Raw genomic sequence first — 24074 nt, 5'->3', positions numbered from 1 at the left:
ATGCAAAAAATGTTCTATACGCAAACAAAACATGAGAAAAGCGCAAGCGCCTTGGTCAGCCCCGACAGCTGCTTGCGAGCCAGAAGGTGAAGTCGCTCTTTGACTTCATCGGCTGGATTGAAGCGACTCGAGGGGCTAGGCGCTGGAGCTAGACAACAAAACATGAAAAGAGGAACCGATATTCGTTCCCCCTTTTCTATCTATCTTAGCCTAAAGTGCCATGACAGTTTTTATATTTCTTTCCACTACCGCACGGGCATGGTGTATTGCGTCCTACTTCATCCTGCTTACGAGCTGGCTGCTTCTTTGCCTTGCCGCCGCCTTCCTCTTTCGGATTCACCGCTTGCCCTTTCATCACTTCTTTACGCTCTAGGTTATTGCGAATTTCTGCTTTCATAATATATTTTGCCACTTCATCTTCCATCGCAGCAACCATATTCTCAAACATCGCAAACCCTTCGTGCTGATATTCACGGAGCGGATCATTTTGTCCATAAGCACGCAAATGAATGCCTTGGCGCAATTGATCCATCGCATCAATGTGGTCCATCCATTTACTATCTACTGCACGAAGCACGATAACTTTTTCAAACTCACGCATTTGCTCAGAAGAAAGCTCTTCTTCTTTTTCATTATAGCGCTCTTTTACTTTGTTAAAAATAAGCTCAAATAACTCTTCTTCATCTTTGTCACTTACATCATCAATCGTTACAACACCTTCATTTAAAAGGTTGCCGTTCACATAATCGATTAAACCTGACGTATTAAAGCCTTCCTCGTCACCCATTGGCGCAAATGACGCGATAGTTCGCTTAATAGAAGCCTCCATCATTTGTTCAACAATTTCACGGAGATTTTCACTTTCTAACACATCGAAACGCTGCTTATAAATGATTTCGCGTTGCTGACGTAACACATCATCATATTGCAATAATTGCTTACGTGCATCAAAGTTATTTCCTTCTACTCTTTTTTGCGCAGATTCAACGGCTTTTGAAACCATTTTACTTTGAATCGGCTGTGAATCATCCATACCAAGACGCGCCATCATATTTTTCATATTATCGGAGCCGAAACGACGCATCAATTCATCTTCCATAGAAAGATAAAATTGAGTCACACCTGGATCTCCTTGACGGCCAGAACGTCCACGCAGCTGATTATCAATTCGGCGGCTTTCATGACGTTCCGTACCAATAACCGCAAGACCGCCAAGCTCCTTCACGCCCTCACCAAGCTTAATGTCTGTTCCGCGTCCTGCCATATTCGTGGCAATTGTCACCGCGCCTTGATTACCTGCATTCGCAATAATTTCCGCTTCACGCTCATGATTTTTCGCATTCAGCACATCATGATGAATGCCTTTTTTCGCTAAATATTTCGAAATAATCTCAGACGTTTCAATCGCTACCGTACCAACAAGAACAGGCTGTCCTTTTTGATTACGTTCTGCGATATCTTCAACAACTGCTCGGAACTTTCCATCCATCGACGCATAAATTAAATCCGCGCGGTCATCTCGAATGACGTCACGATTCGTTGGAATCGCAATAACATTCATATTATAAATATTGCGGAATTCCTCTTCTTCCGTTTTCGCTGTACCTGTCATACCTGATAGCTTTTCATACATACGGAAGTAGTTTTGGAATGTAATCGTCGCAAGCGTCATGCTTTCATTTTGGATCTCCAGCCCTTCCTTCGCCTCAATCGCTTGGTGAAGTCCATCGCTATAACGGCGCCCTTTCATTAAACGTCCTGTGAATTGGTCAACGATCACAACTTCACCGTCTTGAACGACATAATCCACATCATTATGCATCGACGCATGTGCTTTTAACGCTTGATTAATATGGTGATTCAGCGCTACATGGTTAATATCGAATAAGTTATCAATATTAAATCCTTTTTCCGCACGGTTAATTCCTTCTTCCGTTAACTGAACACCTTTTGTTTTTTCATCATATGTGTAATGTAAGTCCTGTTGCAGCGTTCGAACAAAGGCATTGGCTTGAATATATAATTGTGTCGATTTCTGAGCCGAACCTGAAATAATTAACGGTGTTCGCGCTTCATCAATTAAAATCGAATCGACCTCATCGATTACCGCATAATGCAATGGTCGCTGTACCATTTGTTCCTTATAAAGAACCATGTTATCTCGTAAATAATCAAAGCCTAATTCATTGTTCGTACTATACGTAATATCTGCATGATAAGCAGCTCGTTTCTCTTCTTTAGACAGGCTATTTAAGTTCAAACCGACCGTTAAGCCCATAAATTCAAATAGCTTTCCCATTTCCGTCGCATCACGCTCTGCCAAGTATTCATTGACCGTGACAACATGAACACCTTTCCCTGTCAGCGCATTTAAGTAGACCGGCAATGTGGAGGTTAACGTTTTCCCTTCCCCTGTCTTCATCTCAGAGATGTTTCCATCATGAAGGGCCGCTCCCCCCATTAACTGAACGCGGAAAGGAAACATGCCTAAAGCTCGCTTCGCACCTTCACGAATGGCAGCAAAGGCCTCAACAAGCAAATCATCGACTGTTTCACCCTTTTGGTAACGCTCTTTAAATTCATCCGTTTTCCCGCGCAGCTGCTCATCCGTTAGGGCTGCCATCTGATCGGCTAACGCCTCAATTTGATCAGCCGTTTTCTCTAAACGCTTCACTTCACGCTTATTCGGATCAAATACTTTATTTAATATATTAAGCATTCAATAACGCTCCTCTTGTTATAAAAATATATATAGTAGGAAGAAACTCATCATCAAAAAGAATATTCTCATTTATCTTACCACTTCTACCCTACTCGTACAACTTCATACCACTTATAACAAGGAACTCCCATATTTCTCACAAAAACATTGGCTAAACGAACTGGACCCTGTAAAATGGAAAGTAAATAGCTATAAACATGAACATCAACAGTGCTAAAGCACCTATTCAACGAAAGAATGGATAGACTTACAACTAAAGTAGAAAATGTCTCAGGATGTGGTTAAATGACAATCGGTGCACGAGTAAAGAAACTTCGTCAAGAAAAGAAAATATCAATGACTGAGCTGGCAGAAAAAGCGGGGGTTGCGAAATCCTATTTAAGCTCGCTCGAAAGAAATTTACAAACGAATCCCTCTATTCAATTTCTCGAAAAAATCGCTGCCGTTCTGGATGTCCCCGTTGATGCGCTCCTTTTTGATCAGCCGAACAGAGAAAGCCTCGATTCCGAATGGCTCAAAATTGTCGAAGAAGCGATGAGGTCCGGTGTATCTAAACAGCAATTTAGAGAATTCATTGAGTTTAATCAGTGGAAAAGCAAAAAAGAAGACTAGTTTATTTTATAAAAAATAAAAAAACCCGGAGCATAAATCGTTGATTTCCATACTCGATTTGCTTCCGGGTCTATTTATTCGACAACTTCTTGTTCTTTATAACTGTTTAAAAAAAGGAGAATATCTTCTTTCGTCATGCCTTGATTACGTGCTTCTATTATTAATTTCACCCATTCCAGATCCAACTCTTCGTTCCTCATCTGCAACACCCTCCTAAAATACTTTTGTATGTTAAACAGGGACACAACTACCGAACTATATTTATTTTAACAATCAGACCTTTTGAATCACTAAACTAATAGTGGAATAAGCCTATTATAATAGATTCATTCTTTTTCAGCGAGGGATTTTATTTAAATTGTTCACAAATTTACCAATTATTTATCGACATTCTTTGCAAATATTCATATTTTTTTAACAAATTCTGCCTCATTCATCATAAATAAAAAAAGGAAACATCTTCATTTCATACAATAAAAGGGAAACTGCCCATTAAGCGTGGGAGAAAAATCGCCTCTTTCCTATTTTCAAAACATTAAGGACTTTCTACACAAATAGGCATTCCCTTTAATATATTATGATAAAAAAGAAAGGAAGACCGATTATGTTCCATATCGTAAAATATGGTGAAACGCTGGCGTCCATCGTCAGGGATTATCGTGTTCCTTTTGCCCAGCTAGTGGCGGCTAACCCGCAAATCACAAATATGAATCTCATCATGCCGGGACAACGCATTCTTATCCCTGGCTTGCCAGACCCCAACACGATTCCTTTTCACCTAGTTGTGTCAAAAAATAAACGCACACTGCAAGTGCTCCACCACAATCAACTCATCAAGACCTACCCGATTGCAGTTGGCAAAATGCTATCCCAAACACCAGTCGGCCAATTTGTCGTTGTGAACCGTGAGCCCAATCCAGGCGGCCCATATGGAGTCATGTGGCTTTCCTTGTCCAAAGCAGGCTATGGCATTCACGGTACCAATGATCCCTCCTCTATCGGAAAAGCCGTATCAAAAGGGTGCATTCGAATGCATAACAAAGATGTACTCGAACTAGCCAGACAAATCCCAAACGGAACTAGAGTGATGATTCAAAGTTAAGTTATCCACAGATTTATACACAGAATACCCACAACCCAAAAAGTCGCTGTGACTTTTTGAAAACGACATAAAAAAACCGCTGAATGTCAGCGGCTTTTTTCGTCGATTCTATTTATTTCGTTTCGATTAATCCGTAACGGCCATCTTTACGGCGATACACAACATTTGTTGCATTTGTATCAGCGTTTGTATAAACGAAGAAATTGTGACCTAGCAAATTCATTTGCAAAATCGCTTCTTCACTGTCCATTGGTTTCAAGTCAAAACGTTTGTTACGTACAACTTCGATTTCTTCCTCTTCCGTTGCAACATTGGATTCAAGCCCTACAGCAAACAGTTCTGCTGGTGATCCATTTGAACGGAATCTACGGTTTACTTTTGTTTTATGTTTACGAATTTGGCGTTCAAGCTTATCATTAATTAAATCAATGGCTGCATACATATCAGCATTTTCTTCTTCGGCCCGAAGAACCAAATTCGACATTGGAATTGTCACTTCTACTTTAGATGTATGATCTGGATTCACTCTTAAATTGACCGATACATTAGCATCTGGAGTGCTATTAAAATAACGCTCTAGCTTGCCAACTTTCTTCTCTACGTATTCTCGAATTGCTGGAGTTACCTCAATGTTTTCACCGCGTACGTTGTAATTCATAAAGTGAGTCCTCCTTAAATTAAGACTATACATTAACATTCTATAGACCGCTTCCAAATTCCTCTAAAATTCGAGAAAAATTTACATCGAATGAGTGGAAAATGAATCGGAACCGGTGAGAAAGAGTTGTATCTTTCTCTACCTTTATTATAGCAGAATTTTCTGAAAAGTAATAATGAAAAGACTGTGAACGATTACATTTTTGATAGTATCCTCTTTTAATTAAATAGCTCTGTTAAACTTTAATGTTGCTTTACACCAAATAAAAATAGGCTCGTTCTATTTCAGCGGAACTAAGCCTATTTTTATTTCGGTTTTTGAGTGTTTAGAATCTTTATTATTCGTTTGTAAACGCTGCATCTGTACGGGTATAAGGCTCACCTACCATTAGATGGTCTAAAATTGCCTCGTATGAACCATTATGAATAAATGTTACTTGTTGCAAATTTGGATAGTTTGCAAAGTATGACTCTACAAGCGTTCCAGCAAATAAGAAACCACCTGCTGAACCTTGGACATTATAGATACCATCACCTAAATTTAATACCAATGACTTTTCGTTATTCTCAAATGTAAAATCTATTAGCTCTACTCCAGATGTCTTGACTTCTTCATAAATAAATCTAACTAATTCATCTTCATTTCCATCGTATTCTAATTGATACGGTTCAACATATTGGTAATCTGCGTCTGTTTTGAATAATGTTAGTGTCGATAATTCTGATGCTTCATTTGAAGCTGTTGTCTTTGTATCGTTTGTATGTTCAACTTCCGCTTGCCCCGTATTTCCTCGAACTTCCTTTGAATCATTTTCTTGTGCTGTTGTACAACCGACAAGTAATAAAGCTATGAATATATATAATAAGAATGATTTCTTCATATTAGCAGCTCCTATTAAAAATAGTTTAAAATCTCTTTCAAATTAACCAAATTCATTGTCACTACTCTGAAAATGAACGTTCGAAAAAATTACATATCAACAGATTTATTTAACATCGCCAATTAAATACACCTTATAAAAGACCGCTTGAAACTCAAGCGGTCACGCTACTGCATAAGGTTGTAAAACATGTAGAACATGCTCACTCCAAGATGTATAAGCAGGAGCTAATGTTTCTCGAATAAATTGTTGTCTAGCTTCAACATTTCCCCAGACAGAATCTAGTTTATCTACGCCTTCGACAACTTGAGAAAATTGCATAATAGACTCATTCACAGCGTCAAGGTCCTTAAATAAGATCGTAAGCTGCGAATTCGCTCCACTTAGTTGCTGAAGTGCTGTAAAAATATCACTTAATACCGTATCCCCTTCTGTATAGGACAAATCGTCAAAACTTGTCACAACATAAGTAAAGGCTTCATTTACTGTACGCACAAGCTCTGTATATTGTTGAATTAATTGATACTGTTCTTCTGTTAAGGTTATCATCGTTGTGCTCCTAATTTCGTTTATCGTAAAATACACCATCTGTTGCAAGAGATTCATAGGGATTCGTATATTTCTGATTCGATTTCTTCTGAAGACTAAGCTGCTTCATATCTTGTTGAATCTCCCGTTTCTGCTTTTGCAGCAACTGCTCTACCTGTTGATTTAATTGGACAAGCTGCTTACCTAATGCTTGTTCGTGCTCAGAAAATGGCGGGTGAATAGACTTCAACAGCTCTTCTCGCTGATTAAGCAAAGCCTGTATCTGTTCAATTCGAGCATCCCGATCTCCTTCCCCTTGCTGTAATACTTGGATTAACTCATTTGTTGCTTCATAAAACATTTGAAGAGCTTCCATTAAGCTTGTCCGCTCGTCGCAAATTGACTTTGACGATTCAATTGAATTGCTTCCTTCCATGTATTGCGAAGTTCCGCTACAAAACCTTCTACTTCTTCTAAAATAGCCAAGTCACTTTTAATATTTGCTTCAACTAGTTGACGGTGTAAGTAATCATACATCACCATTAATTCTTTCGAAACGTGTATGTCCATATTTAACGTAACCATAAATTCATGAATGATATTTTGAGCCTTGATTAAATTTGTATTTTTCCCTTCTACGTTTCCATCACTTATTGCCTTTTTAGCCAATGTAATGAACTTTAAGCATCCATTATAAAGCATTAATGTCAGCTCTCCTGGCGATGCTGTGTTCACCGCATTTTGTTGATATGACTGATATGGATTATTCATGACCATCATCATTTCATCCTTTCTTACTTTTCTTAACTAAAATATTGCATTAAAGAAGCACTTTGACTGTTTGCTTTATTAATAGCTGTTTCCATTGCTGTGAATTGCTTATAGTATCGTGTTTCAAGAGCAGTTAAACGTTCTTCAAAACTATTAATCTTTTTATCATAGTCACTTAACAATTTTCCTAACGTAAAGGAACTATTGACCGACGAAGCACTTCCAGCCTTTTCACTAATATCTTTCATCGCAGCACCAAGATCCGCTCTTAATCTCCTGGCTATTCCTTGTTTACCATCTTTTGAATCTCCATTTTGCATAAACAATTCATAAATAGCATTGGGATCCTCTGCGATTTCCGCTTTAAGCTTCTCTTCGTCAATCTTTAGTTTTCCACCCTCAAGATAGTTGTCCGTTGTTGTAATACCGATTTTAGTCAAGGATCCCAAAGATGTGCCTTTTACCTCTGCATAAAGAGATGTTCTCATTTTTGTAAGCAAACTGGATAATGTAGAATCTCTACGCAAAGTACCTTTTCTAGCCTGCTCTTCCCATTTTTCCACTTGATCTTCTGTCATTTCTTTCTTTTGTGCATCTGTTAACGGAAGATAACTAGAGTTTTTCTTTTCACTCGTTTTACTACTAATTGTAGCAATCAAGCCATTATAACTCTCCACAAACTTCTTAACCGTATCAAAAATGGCATCTACATCAGCAGTGGATGAGAATGTGACAGGACCCGTTGTTTTTTCCTTAAGCGTAAACTCAGCACCGTTGATTCTGAATGTGTTGGAGGATCGAGTAATATCCAAACCATTATAGGTTACAGAAGCGTTTGTACCTACTGTTCCAGCTTTAATAGGATTACCTAAAGAATCTAAACGATCATTGCCTAAAGCATCTTTCACATTGGCTGTAGCTGCCTCATTATTATCTGCCGACATTTTCATTATATCTGTAAAAAAATTCTCCCCTGATTCTGTTACTTCTGTACCATCGGCTTTTACTGCTTTTAATTGAATTGCGGCCTCTTCCCCCCCTGCATTTCCTGTATTCTTCGCCGTTATCGAAAATTGTTTTGTCTTTTCATCAAAGAAAGCATTAACTCCAGAGCCCGCATTAATCTTATCAATAACACTTTGAAGCGAATCATCTTTCGTAATCGTATATTCGAACCACTTATCAGTTCCATCTGTATTCCTATCAAAGCTACCATCTTTATTGATTGCTTTTATTTTAATTGTTTGCCCTTCTAAAACATGCCCCTCTCCGAACTTCTGAGTGGAATCAGTTATCGTTGATGGCTCCTTACTAACCATCGTCGCCGCAGTCGCAAGTTCTTTTACTTCAATCGTCCCTGAAAAATCGCTTGTTGAATTCACATTTCTGACAGACACAGCATTCGAATTCGAAACACTTACCGTTTTTTTAATAAAAGAACTTTGTCTTCCAACTCCGTCATTAATCAATCGGTCCAATTCCGATAGTGCCGTATTAATCGTACGATAATCATCCCTTTGCCATTCTGTATATGTTTTCTTTTGATATAGTTTATCCAAAGGAACACGTTGCGCTGTCATTAATTTCGATATAATATCATCCGTATCCATTCCACTCGCTAAACCGCTTATTCGCATTACCATACAATCACCCTCTTATATTTTTTTATCTACCATTAGTCCAACAAATTCCGTCATCGCTGCATAGAAATCTAATAGTTTCTTTGAAGGTATTTCTCTTATTGTTTCATCGGTTTTATCATCCACTACTTTGACATAGTATTCATTTAACTGTTCGTGATACTCAAAGCGAATAGACGTATGAGTTGGTTGTAAAAATTGATTTAACCCGTCCACCGCTTCTTGTACTTGTTCTTTACTTACTTTTTGTTGGCTGTACGTCGTCTCATTTATAACTTTTGCTTCATTTTGAAAATAGTCATTCATTCCTTCTGAGATGGCCGCTCTAAGTTGTGAGGAAAGAACATTTGTAGAAAGATGATCTAGCATAATGTTCGCCTCCGATATTTAGATGATTATTGTTTATATCGGAAAAAATAAGATTGTTTTCAATCAATCGTTTGATTAAATGACAACGTCACGTATAAATATTGATTAACATCCCTTTAATTTCGCCGACAAGATCTAGAATCCCAAGACTATTCTTCTCTTTGTCTAGTACTTCGTTCGTTAAATCAATTAGCTTTTTATCCACTTCTTTAACAAGCTTATACACTTTTGTTGAACCACGTTGATTAAACCCCCGATGCTCGGTTAGTTCAAGACCGTTCTTCACCGCATCTTCCATAAAGTCTTTAACCATTTTTTTATATTTACGTAAATTCTCAACCGTATGATTGTCCGCTAGCTTCTTTCCTTGCTCTTCAATTTCAGCAACTTTCTTTGTTAAACGATCATACGTTGTTTCTTGACGCTTTTTATCCATCATCGCTTGAAATTGAATCGAGTCTTTGGCAACTTCCTCTTTTCCCTTTACGTTCCCAAGAGTAGCCTTACTAATTCGTTGAACTTCCATTTTAATCACCTAATTACACAGAATATAGTATAAAAAGGAGAGTTTCTTCTCTCCTTTTTATTGAGCTTATTTTAATAATTGTAAAACCCCTTGAGGCAATTGATTCGCTTGAGCCAACATCGCTTGAGCTGATTGAATCAGGATATTGTTCTTCGTATACGCTGTCATTTCTAAAGCCATATCCAAATCACGAATACGAGATTCAGCAGCCGTTGTATTTTCTGACATATATTTTAAATTATTTGACGTATGCTCTAAACGATTTTGCATCGCACCCATACGAGAACGTTCTTCAGAAACTAAATTAATTGCCCCATCAATTATAGTAATCGCCTTTTCTGCTTCATCTTGCTTTGTAAGATCTAGGCTATCAATCTTTAACTCTGTAGAATTCATATTATTTATTGCTAATTTAACAGTTTGATTCTCATTTGCCCCGACTTGTAATACTATCTCTTTACCGACTTCTACAGATCCATCCAATAATGGTTTCGTATTAAACTCAGTTGTTTTAGCAATTCGATCGATTTCTTCCTTTAATTGTCCGATTTCTTCTTGGACAGCTGTTCGATCTACATCTGTATTTGTCCCATTAGCTGCTTGTACCGCTAATTCACGCATACGTTGTAAAATTTCATGTGTAGAAGATAAAGCTCCTTCAGCTGTTTGAATTAAAGAAATCCCGTCCAACGCATTGCGCTCTGCCATATTCAATCCACGAATTTGCGAACGCATTTTTTCAGAAATCGCCAATCCAGCCGCATCATCTGCCGCTCGGTTAATACGTAGACCTGATGACAGCTTCTCCAAGTTTTTTGACACATTATTATTATTCACAGCCAAATTTCGATACGCATTCAATGCTGAAATATTATGATTAATCTTCATTATTATTCCTCCACTACCGTATTCTATTGATTAATTCTCATAATGTTAGATTCGTACATTGCTACTTTATTATTAATCTTCTGTCCAGGGCTTGGCATCTTGTTCATCACTTTATTCCAAGCCCCTGCTATTTCTTCAACGATTTTCAGAACGCCTTGAATTTTTTGTTTATCTTTTTTAATATTGGCTACAATTAATTCATTCGCCATAAAGTTATATAGCGTATCTAATTGTTCTGCAATTGGGCCTGCCTCGTACTTCAGACCAATGCCAAGACGATAGAGAATATCATTCGCTTTTTGTAATTTCCGATTCGCTTCTATGTAATTTTGCTCGTCTATGAGAACCATAGCCTCTTCCAAGTTCTCAAGTATGCCCTCATATAAAAACGCCGTTAATTGTTGAGACGTTTTGTTATAAATTAGATCCTTCGTGAGAAATTCCACTTGTCTCTCCACCTTTTAGTTAACTACTATAAATATCGGATTAAGGTGGCCATTCTTAATAGCTACGGTCCAGTTCTTCCAGCAAGATAAGAATTTCTGCAATCGCCGCATATAGCTGCGGTGGAATCGATTCTCCTAAATCAATATTTAATAACGTACCAACTAAAGATTCATCTTCCTGCATTTGAATATTATTTTGTTTCGCAAGTTCCATAATTTTTTGCGCTACTTGCCCACTACCATGTGCGACAACAGTCGGTAGAGCATCCTGACCTTCATCATAGCGAATGACAGCCGCTGTTGGTCCACTAAACTTCTTTCTATTTTTCTGATTAAAATACATCGAATTCATCATATTGAAAAATCATACCCCTTCTTCGTGAAATCAGGTGTTGTCCCCGCTTCACTTTTAGCCCTTTCCATCATGTTTGACACTTCGTCTTTCTCATGTAACGGTTTCACGTTCATTGTATTCAAGTTATAACCTATTTCAGAAAAACGTTCTTGAGTTGCTTCTGTTAAATTAGAAACTTTTTCAGCTAAGCGATCTTTATTGCTTTTAAACGTCAGACTCACATTTTTCTCAGTAGACGATAAAAGAACGCCAACCTCTCCTAATTTCTTCGTTTCGAGCACAAAGTAAAGACTACAGTTTTCCCAGTCCATTTTGTCGCCATTTTTTCGAGAATTGACATAGATTTTAATATTCTCAACCTGCTTTTCTATCAAATGTGGAAGCTGGAAAAATAAATTTTGCATTCCCGAAGAGTCTTGTTTATTCAACAATTGTTGCCCAGTAATGCTATTCACTGCTTGCTCTATTTGCTGCATCATCTGTGGCTTCATCTCTTCATTCTTCATCATTTTTAATAGAGTAGCTTTCACATTTTCACTTTGAATGTTTTCCATTGGCTTAGCTAATTTCGATACAAGTGAAAAACCCGCTTCTGTTTCATGAGTTAACCCAAGGCTCCGAATCGCCTCATACATTTGGCGTGAAGAAGAACCACCTCCAGAAAAAGGTTGAACGACCTGATTCAGTGTACTTGTTAGCTGTTTAGAAGAAGAGAAACTCTCTAAACCTAGCTTATCGGAAACAAAATGCTTTACTTTGGCATTGGAAGGTTTAAATAAGATTGCTTCAATATTGGCTTTCACTTCTTTTACCAATCGATTCGCCTCTACTGTTTCACCTTTCGCTAATAATTTCTTTGCTTCAGCTAGTTGAGAACTCGCTGAAAGCAACTTCTTTTCTGTTGACATATCTGTATAAAGTAGAAAATCACCTTTTAAAATAGCGTTGTCTAGCTTATGAATCGTAGCTTCAAGAATTTGCTTCACATTCGCCTGTGGAAGAATATTTCGGTTTTCCAGCATTTTCGAAACATTATCTAAATTTTTCGCTACTTCTTGTTTCAGCTGCTTAAAATCAATCGCTAATTGCGATAATTTTTTTGTAATTTCGGTTACTAAAACATTCTGTGAATCTAGTTTCAATGTTTGTACCGCTTCATTAATGGCATATTGTTCAGCTTCTGTTACTGTGTTTTTCGTAACTTGCTGGAACTGGCCCACCACACTTTGTTCCAACTTCGTTAGCGCATTAGAGATTTCACGCCTTGCCGCTAATTCCCGACCGTTTTCTTGTAACTGTTGCGCTTTCTCATAGGCTTGCTTTAATTGTTCAATGTTTTCATTTGAACTATATTCTGCAATCAAAGCAGCTGTTTTTTCTAATACTTTGGTTAACGATGGTTCTTTCTGCACATCTTTCACTACGTTCTGAATTGCCTCTTCCAAACTATTGTTTATGGATGGCTTTGTTGTTACCGATGATTCCTCAATTTGCGCGATACCAACACTCATATTTTGTTTTTCCAATGCAATAAACGTTTGAATCAGTTGTACTCTAGCATTTATCGATTGACCAGACTGAGCTAATCGTTTTGCTTCTGAAAGACTAGTTTCCAATAAACGTTTTGTGGCCACATCTAAATCTGTACTTTTTAAAAAATCTTCGATAACCTTCATCACTTTCGATAAATCCGGTTCACGTTGAATTTCCGCTCGAACTCTTTCAAGCGTTTTTGTCGATGATACTCGATTAGGTTGATAGTTAACCCCCAGTTCATCTAAGACAGACTTTAAAGTCGATGATAAAGGTCGACCATTTAATGCCTCATGTACAGCTTGTAACGTATGTTTAGAAATCGCAATACGCTTCTGAGCCATCATACGCAACGCTTCCATCTTTTGCTCAACGGACCCTTTTCCACCTGTTAAAAACTCTCTGATTGAAGCGATATCTTCTTTTGATAACGATACACCTCGTGATGTAAAGGCCTTCACTGCCTCATCAACGTTTGAATCTGTTTCCTGAGAAGTATTCGTTCCTGAAGATGAAGACTCTAACACTTGATCAGACATCTTCACTATGTAATTTCCTTTAGCCGTTTTACCTGTGATTTCAACAAAAACCTTATCCTGTTCAGGAATACCACCTTCAAACTGAACCATTGCTGTCGTTCCCTTCATAGAAACAATTGCACTCTGATTATCGACTCTCTCCTTCACCATCACCTGTAGCGTATCCCCTACTTTAAGCTGAGGAAGGTTGGCTGCTAAATTTGGTGAAACGATCTGATTTTGAATTTGCATCTAATACGCACCCCGTTCTAATTGTCCTACCTATTGTATCGGTTAAAAATAAGGGATTTTCACGGGGATATATGTGGAAAATATTGAGGGAAAGTAACTATTACTGATACACAGTTTTATTAACAGGATACCCACATTTCAAAATGTCACTGTGACACAATTTAAGTTTGATTCTTTCACTAGCTTTAGGCTAACAACGTTTACACGTTTTGCTGATTGATTTTTCACGATTACGATTCCTCCTCCAAAATAGAAAAAGGACTTCCTTCCGAAGAGAGAAGCCCCATTGTGAACATCATGTACATGAACGCTCAATATTATGATATATACTTATTTTTATTGTAGATACAATTCTCTTACTAGAAAATCCCTAGTTACAAGTCAAAGCTAATTCGTTCAACAAACTCGCCATCTAAAAAGTCTTTTAACCTTATTTGTAGTTCTTTTGTATCGATAATATGATTCATATTCATATCAAAATAAGTGATTCCAGAAATAGTTCTTTTGGTACCTATTCCATTTTCATTAAGAACGTTAGGAAATAGCCTTCCCCATTCTTCACAGGTTTTACCAAACTGAGCCTGCAAAATAATGTTTTCTCTATCCTGTCGCGACAAACCTCTTAATTTCTCTTTTTTGTCCCACAGTTCTATCAATCTTTCCATTGGTTTCACCTTCTTATCCCTTTAAAATTCGAAAGAGACAACTAAAGCCTCTTTCAAACAATCTAAAATTAACGAAGAAGTTGTAGAACTCCTTGTGGTTGTTGGTTAGCTTGAGCCAACATTGCTTGTGCTGCTTGAGAAAGAATAGAATTCTTCGTTTGATTCATCATTTCTTTCGCCATCGTGCGAACATTTACTTTCATAAATGACTAGACTATATCTTCACCCTCTATCAATCTAGTAGGGGGCGGGCACTTCGGATTCACAATGCTAATGACCATTGTTTCACCTATGAATTTCATCATCATAGCTTTCGCCTTAGATGGTCTATCCTAGTCGTTGAACCTTCTCCACTCTTTCGAGACAGGAGCTTGGCTGCTGATTGCCCAATCTTTTCTTTTTTCAAACCGTCACGGTTATCGTTGTGGTAAGAAAACTGTGAAACAGGATTTTTCGGGGTGTCACTGTAACAACCGTTTGCACTTTTATTGACCAAGTTAAATCTATCTTCATAAATAATTATTGGATGATGCCTGTAACCGAAACTAGTTGGTAAGAATTAGGAAAACACGAGATTCGTCCCCGTGTTTCCCATTATTCTGGTTATAGTTTACTCCTAGACTCTCCATCCCTTTAGTAATACTATTTTATCACAGTAATAATAATTTTTTCAGAAATTGTTCCATTCTTCACTGTAATTGTCACATTCCCTGCCGGGGCATTTGGCACAATCGTTACTTTTCCTTCGCCATCTACGGTGGCTCGTGCTGTAGTACTGCTTGTATACTTCGTTCCCTTACTGCTGGCTGTCACATCTTTTTCACTGCCATCTCCCATGACCAACCTAACGGTTAACTGCTGGGTATCTCCTGCCTTCAATGTCGCTGTTCCTGGCGTTACCTTTATGTTCTTCACCACTGTCGATGGGTCTTCCTCTACCGTAATTATGCTTGTGGCCTTAAAGTTGCCATTCGTTGCCGTTATCGTCACATTCCCTGCCGGGGCATTTGGCACAATCGTTACTTTTCCTTCGCCATCTACAGTGGCTCGTGCTGTAGTACTGCTTGTATACTTCGTTCCCTTACTGCTGGCTGTCACATCTTTTTCACTGCCATCTCCCATGACCAACTTAACGGTTAACTGCTGGGTATCTCCTGCCTTCAATGTCGCTGTTCCTGGCGTTACCTTTATGCTCTTCACCACTGTCGATGGGTCTTCCTCTACCGTAATTATGCTTGTGGCCTTAAAGTTGCCATTCGTTGCTGTTATCGTCACATTCCCTGCCGGGGCATTTGGCACAATCGTTACTTTTCCTTCGCCATCTACGGTGGCTCGTGCTGTAGTACTGCTTGTATACTTCGTTCCCTCACTGCTGGCTGTCACATCTTTTTCACTGCCATCTCCCATGACCAACCTAACGGTTAACTGCTGGGTATCTCCTGCCTTCAATGTCGCTGTTCCTGGCGTTACCTTTATGTTCTTCACCACTGTCGATGGGTCTTCCTCTACCGTAATTATGCTTGTGGCCTTAAAGTTGCCATTCGTTGCCGTTATCGTCACATTCCCTGCCGGGGCATTTGGCACAATCGTTACTTTTCCTTCGCCATCTACAGTGGCTCGTGCTGATGAACTGCTTGTATACTTCGTTCCCTTACTGCTGGCTGTCACATCTTTAGTTGTACCATCAGTCATAAACGCTTTTAAAACTAATTGTAGCTTATTATTAATTGCAGAGAGAGTTTCTTCACGCGGTGAAATAACTAAAGACTTTACCACAGGTTTTGAAACCTTAACCATTGTTTTGGCTACTAGACCATTGTATACCACATGAATATCTGCGCTTCCCTGAATGTCTCCGGAAGCAACTTGAATAAGGCCATCTTCAGTTACTGTTACGAGTGCTGGATTACTACTTGTATAAGTAACACCACTTGAAGATCCTGTAATATCTTTCCTTACATCATCGTTAATCTCAACTACTTTCATTTGTTCAGTCTGCCCCGGATGTAATGTAGTCGAGAGTGGAGAAACTTGCAAAAACGATTCAATCGAGCCGTTATTCACTTTAATTTGTACTTGCTTTTGTATTTCTCCATAAGATACTTCTAAAATGACAAAACCAGAACCTGCTTCATCTGGGACTGTCACAAGCCCTGTAGAATTAACAGTTAATAATTTAGAGTTAGTTGTTGAATACTTTGTTATAGAATCATTTGTAATATCTATATCCATCACATCAGCATTACTAGACCTCAACATCGGTTTTAGCTGATAGGTTTGTCCTTCATTTAAACTTTCGGGTGCTTCAAAAGAAATGCTATTATAAGTTCCTGGTGTGACAGTAATTTTCCCCATCACATTAATATTAAATTCTGAAAAAGAATGATTACCTATCTTTTTTAAAGTATTATAGTTACCAACCGCATCACGTATAACTAAATTTTCTAGTGCCCACTCTCCTATTTCGTCATACTTATCAAATAAAATCGTAGCAGTATATTGATTATTCTGCTTTAAAAAGTTTACATTCAACAGCTTCCCACTCATCGGCTTCCTATATATACCAGTAAGTGAACTATTCGTAATCCCTGATAAACTATCTTCTACTTCAATTATCAGCTTTACAGCTGCTTGGGTAGAAGAAATTTGCTGAACACTAATTTTCCCACTCGTAAACTCTGGTCCTTCCCAATCCGGAGTTGTTCCTGTTACCTCAACTGTACAGTGAGTGAAATCTTTAACATTATTATTTGTATCTAAATAACTAGTAATCTCTTTACTATTTCCAACAGCATCACGTAAGTAAACAGCTGTCAGAATTCTATTTCCTCGCTCTTCATATTGACCAATTGTAACTGATCCAACAAATTGACCTTCTGCATTTTTAGATAGATAAAATGATTGTAATTGACCACTTGGTTTTTTATACGTAACTCTGACAGATGAGACACCAGATTCATTATCTGTTACTTCTGCTCTTACTTCAATCTTTTCATTCGCTTTTATTTGCTGAGAAATAACAGAAATCTCTTGTAATATAGGTGCCTCGGAATCAATCGTTGTTCCACCTACAGTCACTTTACAATGATCCAAGTTTTTCTGATTACTTTCTCCATCTATATAATTTGTAATAGTTTGTGAATTACCGTCTTTATCACTCATATAGATTGAGGAAAGAACCCATTCACCACTTTCTTCATATTTTCCGATTGTATGAGAACCTACGAATTGACCTGCTGCATTCTTATATAAATAAATAGACTGTGAAGCACCACTTGGCTTTTTATAGTTTGCACGTACGGTTGAAACACCGGATTCATTGTCTGTCACTTCTGCAATTACTTCTATCTTTTCATTTACACTTAATTGTTGAGAGCCAACAGAAATAGAATGTAACACGGGTGCTTCTTTATCTGTTGATACTGGTGGATCAGTAACACCAGTTACATTTAGATTTAACGTTGAAAAATCAATTTTTTCACCATTTGATTGAGTAGCTAAATGAGACAAATATACATAATTTTCTTTTTTATCCTGAAGATAAATCCTTGAAACTTTCCATTCTCCCTCTACATCTATTTCTGGAACAGTAATAGAAGCCTCATACTTTCCCGTTGTTGAATTTAATACAAATGGTACAGTTAACGTTTGATTAGTAGGCTTTGTATATGTAATAGTACCTTGGTTAAATCCAGATAACTCATCTGATATATCTGCTATAACTTTAATTGGTGTTGTTGGTGATAATTCGTTACTTGATACACTAATCTCATTGATGATTGGCGCTTGAAGATCCGGGGTTGGATCCGGGATTTCCACATTAATGGCATAAGCAATACCTTGTGTAAATATTAAACAACAAACGAGAATTGCACTCATTATTTTTTTCATGTTAATCTCCCTCCTAACTAGTATTAATTAACTATTACTATTATACTATAGGTACTGTAAAAAAAATACTCTAGAGATTCCTAGAACCATCAAATTCATCAATCAGATAATGAGACTCCCCTCTCACCCTAGCGTGTTCCTTGGCTAAAAGAACGATTTCATCAAAAATAATTAAAAACAAACGACTGATTTTATAGCACTCATCGCTTATTGCTTACATGCCCTAGTTCAACTTGAGATAAAAAGTAAGAAATCCCCACCTCGAATCACAAGCTGGTTAAAAGCTACAATCTGGAAATCATCTTATACTTCGCTAAGGAGGTTTGACAAAAGATTTAGCCCGTAAATTTTCATATGCCTGCAGAATATCGCAATTAAACCATTTTCTAAATGTTGTTGAAGTCTCAACAATACAAAACATATAAAAAATGGATATTTTATTTTTCAGATTGAATGTTTTACTCTTTATAGAGTTGAATCAAATTAGTCCGTCTCTATTTAGAATATCTAAACAAGCTTATGAATTAAAACATAAGATCCTAAATAACCGGAATCCTATGTTTTATAGAATTAACGAAGAAGTTGTAGAACCCCTTGTGGTTGTTGCTTTGCTTGAGCCAACATTGCTTGTGCTGCTTGAGAAAGAATTGAATGCTTCATTTGAGTCATCATTTCTTTCTCAATGTCTACGTCACGAATTCGAGATTCGGCTATCGTTAGGTTTTCAGCAGAATTATTTAGATTATTGATTATATGTTCTAGCCTATTTTGGATAGCCCTATACATACTACGATAGCCTGGCACCTTTTGAATCACTTGATCTAGCGTGGTAGTTCCTTTTTCCGCCTCATCTCTTGTAAGAAATGAAATGTCGCTTATACCAATCCCATTTGTTGTAATATCAATCGTTCCCATTTTCATCATTTGTTTTTCATTAGCTCCAATGTGAAACACAAAATAGTTTTCTTCACTTAATCCTGCATCTGCATAGGTTAAGGTAAAATTATTAGCATTGTCCATCGTCGTATCATTCGCAATAACATTAGGAAAAGTCACGTTTCGAACATTCCTTTGCCTACTATCAATAGATCCGCCTCCCTGTATTGTCAAAATCAGACTCACTATTTAAATAAGCATTTCTAACAAGATTACCTGTGTTATTAAACCAATTGAGGAAGGCATCGGTAGAACAAAAATCTATGATTGTTCCGTCACCGGCTAATCCATCACTTGTCATTTCATGAAGTGTCATCACAGTTGCATACGTTGCACCATATTCACCACTCCATGTGTCGAGAGAGGTTCCTGACGCTCGAACCGTTGTACTGGATTGAGGGCCATTCGAAAATCCAACGCCGCCTTGCAAAACTGTTGCCATCCCTTCCATAAACCATGTATCAACATTTCCAGTAAACACTTGAGAAAAGTTATCAAAGACCATGTATGACCTCATGAGCTACTAAGGCATCTATTTGCTCCCAACTAGCATCCGTAGAATCATATACTTGAGCAATTTTCGGAAGATCAAACCGAAGGACTAAAGATGCTCCACCGTCTGAGGTTCCCATGGAGGCCGCGGTTGATGCAGACACATCCTCATAAAATTCTACTCTCATATTTTTGGTTCCAGATAGAGAAATCCCTAAATACGAACTAAATGCCGTGAGTGAGTCATCTAACCAGTAGGCTAAGCGATCTTTAATCCCTTGAATAAGATTCTCGTACTCAGGTGAAACGGATGCGCGATTCAGCATTTTTAACGTATTAAACTCTGTATGGTTCGCTACAGCTTTGAAAAGATCCTTCCCTTCTAGATAAGCCAAAACTGCCTGCAATTTCAATTCAAAAGAATATTTGTCATAGAAAAACTGCACCTCCAATTGTTAGTTGTGTCTAACAATTGGGGTGCAGTTCAAAAACTAGGGTCTCTTTCAAATAATCTAAAATTAACGAAGAAGTTGTAAAACTCCTTGTGGCTGTTGGTTTGCTTGAGCCAACATTGCTTGTGCAGCTTGAGAAAGAATAGAATTCTTTGTTTGGTTCATCATTTCTTTCGCCATGTCTACGTCACGGATACGAGATTCTGCAGCAGTTAGGTTTTCAGAAGATGTTCCTAAGTTATTGATTGTGTGTTCTAAGCGGTTTTGGAAAGCACCTAATTTTGAACGTTCTGCAGAAACTTTTTCAATTGCATTGTTAATAGATGTAATAGCTGTTTCCGCACCGCTTTGAGTTGTTACGTCAACATCTTTAACACCTAATTTACCAGTATCCATTTGATTGATGTCGACTTTCATTGTTTGATTTTCATTTGCTCCAATATGCATAGTTAATGCATTATTTGTAGTTACAATTGTTGAATCACCAGCAGCTGCTAATACTGAGTCAACAGATAGGTCAAATTCTAAACCGCCTGCCTCAAAACTATTATCAGTAATCTTTAAGTTAGTTGCACTTGAATACTGAGTTCCTCCAGCTGAATTTGTAATTGCAAAATCACCTGCAGTAGCATAAGTTGCATTTAGATTAAATTCCATTTTACCTTCTGTTACGCCAGCAGCACCTGGGTCTGTTAGTGTAAGTTTTGTAGCTGTTCCATCTGGAAGATTACCAGCAATAGTAGCATTTCCCCCACCAGCCGTCCATCCAGCTAATGAACCAACTTCAACCCCATCGCTATTTTTCAAAGTAATATCAAATGTATTAGCAACACCTGTGGATTTGAATTCAATACTGTAATCTCCTAATTTCAATCCATCAATGTTTGCATCTGTATTTAAATCAAAATCAGTGTCTGCTAATCCAGTAGTGTTAGTTTTAATATCCATACCCACAGTACCAGCTGCTGCTGTTGTCACTGTATATGTGTCAGCTTTTAAATCTGAATTAACAACACTTACTTTCCCAAGAACATGATTGTCTGTAGTAATATTTCCTGTATTACCAACACTACCGTTTAGTAGTTTTTTAGTATTGAATTCAGTAGTTTCAGAAATACGGTTAACCTCATCTTTTAACTGGCTAATTTCTTTTTGCATTTCTTTACGATCAGCATCAGTGTTTGTATCGTTTGAAGATTGTACGGCTAATTCACGCATACGTTGTAGAATAGAGTGAGTTTCATTTAATGCACCCTCAGCAGTTTGAATCAAAGAGATACCATCTTGAGAGTTTTTCGCCGCCATATCGAGACCACGAATTTGTCCACGCATTTTTTCAGAAATTGCTAGACCAGCAGCATCGTCTCCTGCACGGTTAATACGAAGACCTGAAGCTAATTTTTCCATTGATTTACCTTGTGCACCTGTAGCACTTGATAATTGACGATGTGTATTTAGCGCCGCAATATTGTGATTGATAATCATAATTGTATTTCCTCCTTGAGTTTTAAGTTCCCACGTCCATGTGGTTATTTTGATTGAATAGTGACTAAGTCGGCCGCCCATATCACTATTCAACCTTACATCATTAATATCGGCCTTGAATATCGTTTATTTAGTACATTATTTTATTTTTTTCGAAAAAACTCGCTTAAATTTGTCAAAGTGTTGAACTGTGCGTTTAGGGCTTGATTATTTTCCTGCTGAATAGACAAATACACTTCTTTTCGGTGAATGTCGACATGCTTTGGTGCTTTAATGCCAAGTTTAATTTGTTCTCCCTCAACAGCTAAGATTGTAAGTTCAATATCATTACCAATCATAATCGATTCGTTTAACTTTCTAGTAAGTACAAGCATTATTTGACCTCCTGTTTTGTGGCGACTAGAGGTGGGATGAGCTTATGGCGAGTTGTATAGTTGTTTGTTTTCATGATGTATTGTTTTCCTAATTTCTTCGTGTGATTTAGAATAATAGGTGCTTGTAGGTTTGCGGTTGTTTTTTCAAATGGCTCTCGTACAGATAAAATCGTAAATACCGCTACATCTTGTTCTGATTGGATTTGTAAATCGGCTAGTACTTCGTCAGGAAGGTTCACTTCATAAGTTGAGAACAACTCAAACGGATTCGTCATAATAAAAGCAACTTCTGGCTTTGTAATCGATTGGAGCACGAAAAACGGCGTTTCATCTAATGTTAGTAGGCTAAATTGTTTCTCCTCTAAAAATCCCGGAATCCCGCTCTCAAATATGTAGATGTCTTCTTCGTTTATTTCTATTTCACCATGAAATTTTGTTAAAATCTTCATCGTTTATCACTACTTTCTTATACATTTACAAAATCGATGTCTAAAGAATTTTCTCTGATAACATTCACCTTGACATCACCTGGTGTATAGTCATGAATTGGCTTTTGAACTTGAACGTCAATGATTGGTTTTTGAGCTTGAGCCTCGATATTCAATTTCGCTTGTTGATAGTGCATTTTGACACTGAATGGCGATGGAATCCAACCGATATTAAATTGTTTCGGTGGTCGTTCACTATTTTCTTTGGCATGAGCCTTGATGACATTACCGCCTCTTTCAATATGCATCATTTCATCGCCTTGGCGGGATCGTCGTGCGATTCCTTCTAATAATTTTTGCTTCCCTTCCTGTGCATATTCTGCCGTCCGTTTGGAAATATGCTTAATATCCATCTGCTCCCATGCTTCTGTTTGATCGATTGTCAGCTTTCCTGGAGTCGTTTCCATATTTACGATCGCTTTCGGTTGTTCAATGGATTGAATCGCCTTTGGTTGTTCTATACGTTGAACAGGGTCTTCAATTTGTAAGCCTGTTTGAATAAATGTAGACTGCATTCTAATTTGTAGCATGTATTTCACCTCTTATAGAAAAAAGCTATCCATATAGAATAGCTTTATCTTAAAAAATCAATTAAACTAGGCTGAATGACTTTCGCTCCAACACTTAATGCAGCTGTATGAATACTTTCTTGTGTCGTAAAGTCGAGAATAACTTTTTCCATATCTACATCTTCATTGCTAGAAAGTATTTTTTGAGCAAATACTTCTTGTTGGCCAAGACGATCCGTCATCAAATCGACTCGGTTTTGCTTGGCACCAACTTTTGCTTGTGCTTTAAGAAAATCATCAATCGTCTGGTCGAGATCTGCTAATCGATTAGTAATATCTGCTTCGTCTGTACCTTCTAAACTCTTCATTAATTTATCAATGGTACCACCTGTTTGAAGCGCCTTTCCAAACGTATCCTGTCCACTTGTATTAATAGGAATCTTAATACCATCGAATACTTCTATTTGAATTTCTTGACTTTCATACTTAAGTTCTGAAATAACATTTCCATCAGCGTCAACTTTTAGTGTATCCGACGGTCTCTTATTCGTATCATACCCATTAAAAATATACTTCCCGCCAAGTTGAGTATCCCCAATATCAATTAAGTGTTGTTTCAACTGCTCAATTTCTTCGTTGATACTTCCTCTTTGGTTTGATTCATACGTCCCATTACTAGCTTGTACCGTTAACTCTCTCATTCGTTGCAGTACGGAAATCGCTTCTCCTAAAGCTGAATCCGTGGTCTCCACCCAACTAGTTGCTTCACTAATATTACGGGAATATTGTTCTACTTTATTCAAGCTTGTTCGGTAGTTCATACCCATCATCGCTGCGACTGGATCATCCGATGGTTTAGAGAACTTTTTTTGTGTGATAATTTGTTCTTGTAGCTTAGCTAACCTATTATAGCTGTTACTAATATTACGCATCATATTATTGGAAAGCATCGATTGTGTTACACGCATCTACCTTCACCTCA

The 24074-nt window shown here is 37.7% G+C and carries 26 protein-coding genes and 1 pseudogene; 2 read left to right on the top strand and 25 right to left on the bottom strand.

Annotated features, from left to right (window positions below; all coding sequences use genetic code 11):
• Positions 1-205: 205 nt before the first annotated feature.
• The gene (secA, locus tag ACE199_RS09450) at positions 206-2719 is read right to left on the bottom strand and encodes a preprotein translocase subunit SecA (RefSeq protein WP_375349535.1); all 2514 of its coding nucleotides are present in this window, start codon (positions 2717-2719) and stop codon (positions 206-208) included.
• 288 nt (positions 2720-3007) lie between these two features.
• On the opposite strand from secA, the gene ACE199_RS09445 reads away from it, so the two are divergent.
• A complete protein-coding gene (locus tag ACE199_RS09445) occupies positions 3008-3334 on the top strand; it encodes a helix-turn-helix domain-containing protein (protein WP_375349534.1) in 327 nt (108 codons plus the stop codon).
• A gap of 74 nt (positions 3335-3408) precedes the next feature.
• On the opposite strand, the gene ACE199_RS09440 is transcribed toward ACE199_RS09445, so the two are convergent.
• Entirely contained in the window at positions 3409-3534 is a 126-nt protein-coding gene (locus ACE199_RS09440) for an anti-repressor SinI family protein (RefSeq protein ID WP_375349533.1), read from the bottom strand.
• A 404-nt stretch (positions 3535-3938) separates the two neighbouring features.
• Between ACE199_RS09440 and ACE199_RS09435 the strand changes: the two genes are divergently transcribed.
• On the top strand, positions 3939-4436 hold the full coding sequence (locus ACE199_RS09435) for a L,D-transpeptidase family protein (RefSeq protein ID WP_375349532.1): 498 nt from the start codon (positions 3939-3941) through the stop codon (positions 4434-4436).
• 112 nt (positions 4437-4548) lie between these two features.
• Here ACE199_RS09435 and hpf read toward each other — a convergent pair whose 3' ends face one another.
• The 23 genes and pseudogenes from hpf to flgL all read right to left on the bottom strand — a co-directional run bounded on the left by hpf (position 4549) and on the right by flgL (position 24060).
• Positions 4549-5094 (bottom strand): ribosome hibernation-promoting factor, HPF/YfiA family, encoded by a 546-nt coding sequence (gene hpf, locus ACE199_RS09430; RefSeq protein ID WP_252282751.1) that lies wholly within the window; start codon positions 5092-5094, stop codon positions 4549-4551.
• Between the two features lie 337 nt (positions 5095-5431).
• Positions 5432-5974, bottom strand: a complete 543-nt coding sequence (locus ACE199_RS09425; protein ID WP_375349531.1) for a fructose-2,6-bisphosphatase — start codon at positions 5972-5974, stop codon at positions 5432-5434.
• Positions 5975-6136: 162 nt separating this feature from the next.
• Complete coding sequence (locus ACE199_RS09420) at positions 6137-6523, bottom strand: DUF8042 domain-containing protein (protein WP_375349530.1); 387 nt, start codon at positions 6521-6523, stop codon at positions 6137-6139.
• Positions 6524-6533: 10 nt separating this feature from the next.
• A complete protein-coding gene (gene fliT, locus ACE199_RS09415) occupies positions 6534-6878 on the bottom strand; it encodes a flagellar protein FliT (protein WP_375349529.1) in 345 nt (114 codons plus the stop codon).
• The gene (gene fliS / locus ACE199_RS09410; RefSeq protein ID WP_375349528.1) at positions 6878-7279 is read right to left on the bottom strand and encodes a flagellar export chaperone FliS; all 402 of its coding nucleotides are present in this window, start codon (positions 7277-7279) and stop codon (positions 6878-6880) included. The genes fliT and fliS (ACE199_RS09410) overlap by 1 nt, the downstream gene beginning before the upstream one ends.
• A gap of 26 nt (positions 7280-7305) precedes the next feature.
• Positions 7306-8916 carry a flagellar hook-associated protein 2 gene (locus ACE199_RS09405; RefSeq protein WP_375349527.1) on the bottom strand — a complete coding sequence of 537 codons (1611 nt, stop codon included), beginning with the start codon at positions 8914-8916 and terminating at the stop codon, positions 7306-7308.
• Positions 8917-8928: 12 nt separating this feature from the next.
• Positions 8929-9282, bottom strand: coding sequence for a flagellar protein FlaG (gene flaG / locus ACE199_RS09400; protein ID WP_375349526.1), 354 nt, complete (start codon positions 9280-9282; stop codon positions 8929-8931).
• 88 nt (positions 9283-9370) lie between these two features.
• Positions 9371-9808 carry a YaaR family protein gene (locus tag ACE199_RS09395; protein WP_375349525.1) on the bottom strand — a complete coding sequence of 146 codons (438 nt, stop codon included), beginning with the start codon at positions 9806-9808 and terminating at the stop codon, positions 9371-9373.
• A 66-nt stretch (positions 9809-9874) separates the two neighbouring features.
• Complete coding sequence (locus tag ACE199_RS09390; RefSeq protein WP_375349524.1) at positions 9875-10696, bottom strand: flagellin N-terminal helical domain-containing protein; 822 nt, start codon at positions 10694-10696, stop codon at positions 9875-9877.
• A 23-nt stretch (positions 10697-10719) separates the two neighbouring features.
• On the bottom strand, positions 10720-11142 hold the full coding sequence (gene fliS, locus ACE199_RS09385; protein WP_375349523.1) for a flagellar export chaperone FliS: 423 nt from the start codon (positions 11140-11142) through the stop codon (positions 10720-10722).
• Positions 11143-11197: 55 nt separating this feature from the next.
• Positions 11198-11494, bottom strand: a complete 297-nt coding sequence (locus ACE199_RS09380; protein ID WP_375349661.1) for an EscU/YscU/HrcU family type III secretion system export apparatus switch protein — start codon at positions 11492-11494, stop codon at positions 11198-11200.
• Entirely contained in the window at positions 11494-13800 is a 2307-nt protein-coding gene (locus ACE199_RS09375; RefSeq protein ID WP_375349522.1) for a hypothetical protein, read from the bottom strand. Before ACE199_RS09375 ends, ACE199_RS09380 begins: the two co-directional genes overlap by 1 nt.
• 374 nt (positions 13801-14174) lie before the next feature.
• The gene (locus tag ACE199_RS09370; RefSeq protein WP_375349521.1) at positions 14175-14465 is read right to left on the bottom strand and encodes a hypothetical protein; all 291 of its coding nucleotides are present in this window, start codon (positions 14463-14465) and stop codon (positions 14175-14177) included.
• 68 nt (positions 14466-14533) lie between these two features.
• A pseudogene (locus ACE199_RS09365) lies at positions 14534-14647 on the bottom strand (flagellin); the annotation flags it as partial.
• A 460-nt stretch (positions 14648-15107) separates the two neighbouring features.
• On the bottom strand, positions 15108-18356 hold the full coding sequence (locus ACE199_RS09360; RefSeq protein ID WP_375349520.1) for an Ig-like domain-containing protein: 3249 nt from the start codon (positions 18354-18356) through the stop codon (positions 15108-15110).
• 570 nt (positions 18357-18926) lie between these two features.
• Entirely contained in the window at positions 18927-19271 is a 345-nt protein-coding gene (locus ACE199_RS09355) for a flagellin (protein ID WP_483878202.1), read from the bottom strand.
• A gap of 166 nt (positions 19272-19437) precedes the next feature.
• Positions 19438-19797 (bottom strand): hypothetical protein, encoded by a 360-nt coding sequence (locus ACE199_RS09350; protein WP_375349518.1) that lies wholly within the window; start codon positions 19795-19797, stop codon positions 19438-19440.
• Positions 19787-20179, bottom strand: coding sequence for a hypothetical protein (locus tag ACE199_RS09345; RefSeq protein ID WP_375349517.1), 393 nt, complete (start codon positions 20177-20179; stop codon positions 19787-19789). Before ACE199_RS09345 ends, ACE199_RS09350 begins: the two co-directional genes overlap by 11 nt.
• Before the next feature lie 123 nt (positions 20180-20302).
• Entirely contained in the window at positions 20303-21721 is a 1419-nt protein-coding gene (locus ACE199_RS09340; protein ID WP_375349516.1) for a flagellin N-terminal helical domain-containing protein, read from the bottom strand.
• Between the two features lie 143 nt (positions 21722-21864).
• Positions 21865-22095, bottom strand: a complete 231-nt coding sequence (gene csrA / locus ACE199_RS09335) for a carbon storage regulator CsrA (protein ID WP_375349515.1) — start codon at positions 22093-22095, stop codon at positions 21865-21867.
• A complete protein-coding gene (gene fliW, locus ACE199_RS09330; protein ID WP_375349514.1) occupies positions 22095-22544 on the bottom strand; it encodes a flagellar assembly protein FliW in 450 nt (149 codons plus the stop codon). The genes csrA and fliW overlap by 1 nt, the downstream gene beginning before the upstream one ends.
• Before the next feature lie 17 nt (positions 22545-22561).
• Positions 22562-23113, bottom strand: a complete 552-nt coding sequence (locus ACE199_RS09325) for a DUF6470 family protein (RefSeq protein ID WP_375349513.1) — start codon at positions 23111-23113, stop codon at positions 22562-22564.
• Between the two features lie 44 nt (positions 23114-23157).
• The gene (gene flgL / locus ACE199_RS09320) at positions 23158-24060 is read right to left on the bottom strand and encodes a flagellar hook-associated protein FlgL (protein WP_375349512.1); all 903 of its coding nucleotides are present in this window, start codon (positions 24058-24060) and stop codon (positions 23158-23160) included.
• Positions 24061-24074: the final 14 nt, after the last annotated feature.

The sequence above is a fragment of the Peribacillus sp. Hz7 genome, assembly GCF_042136355.1.
In the GTDB taxonomy this organism is placed as follows: Bacteria; Bacillota; Bacilli; order Bacillales; family DSM-1321; genus Peribacillus; species Peribacillus asahii_A.
The sequence above is the reverse complement of the archived record's forward strand: the minus strand, read 5'-3'. Positions and strand labels throughout refer to the sequence as shown.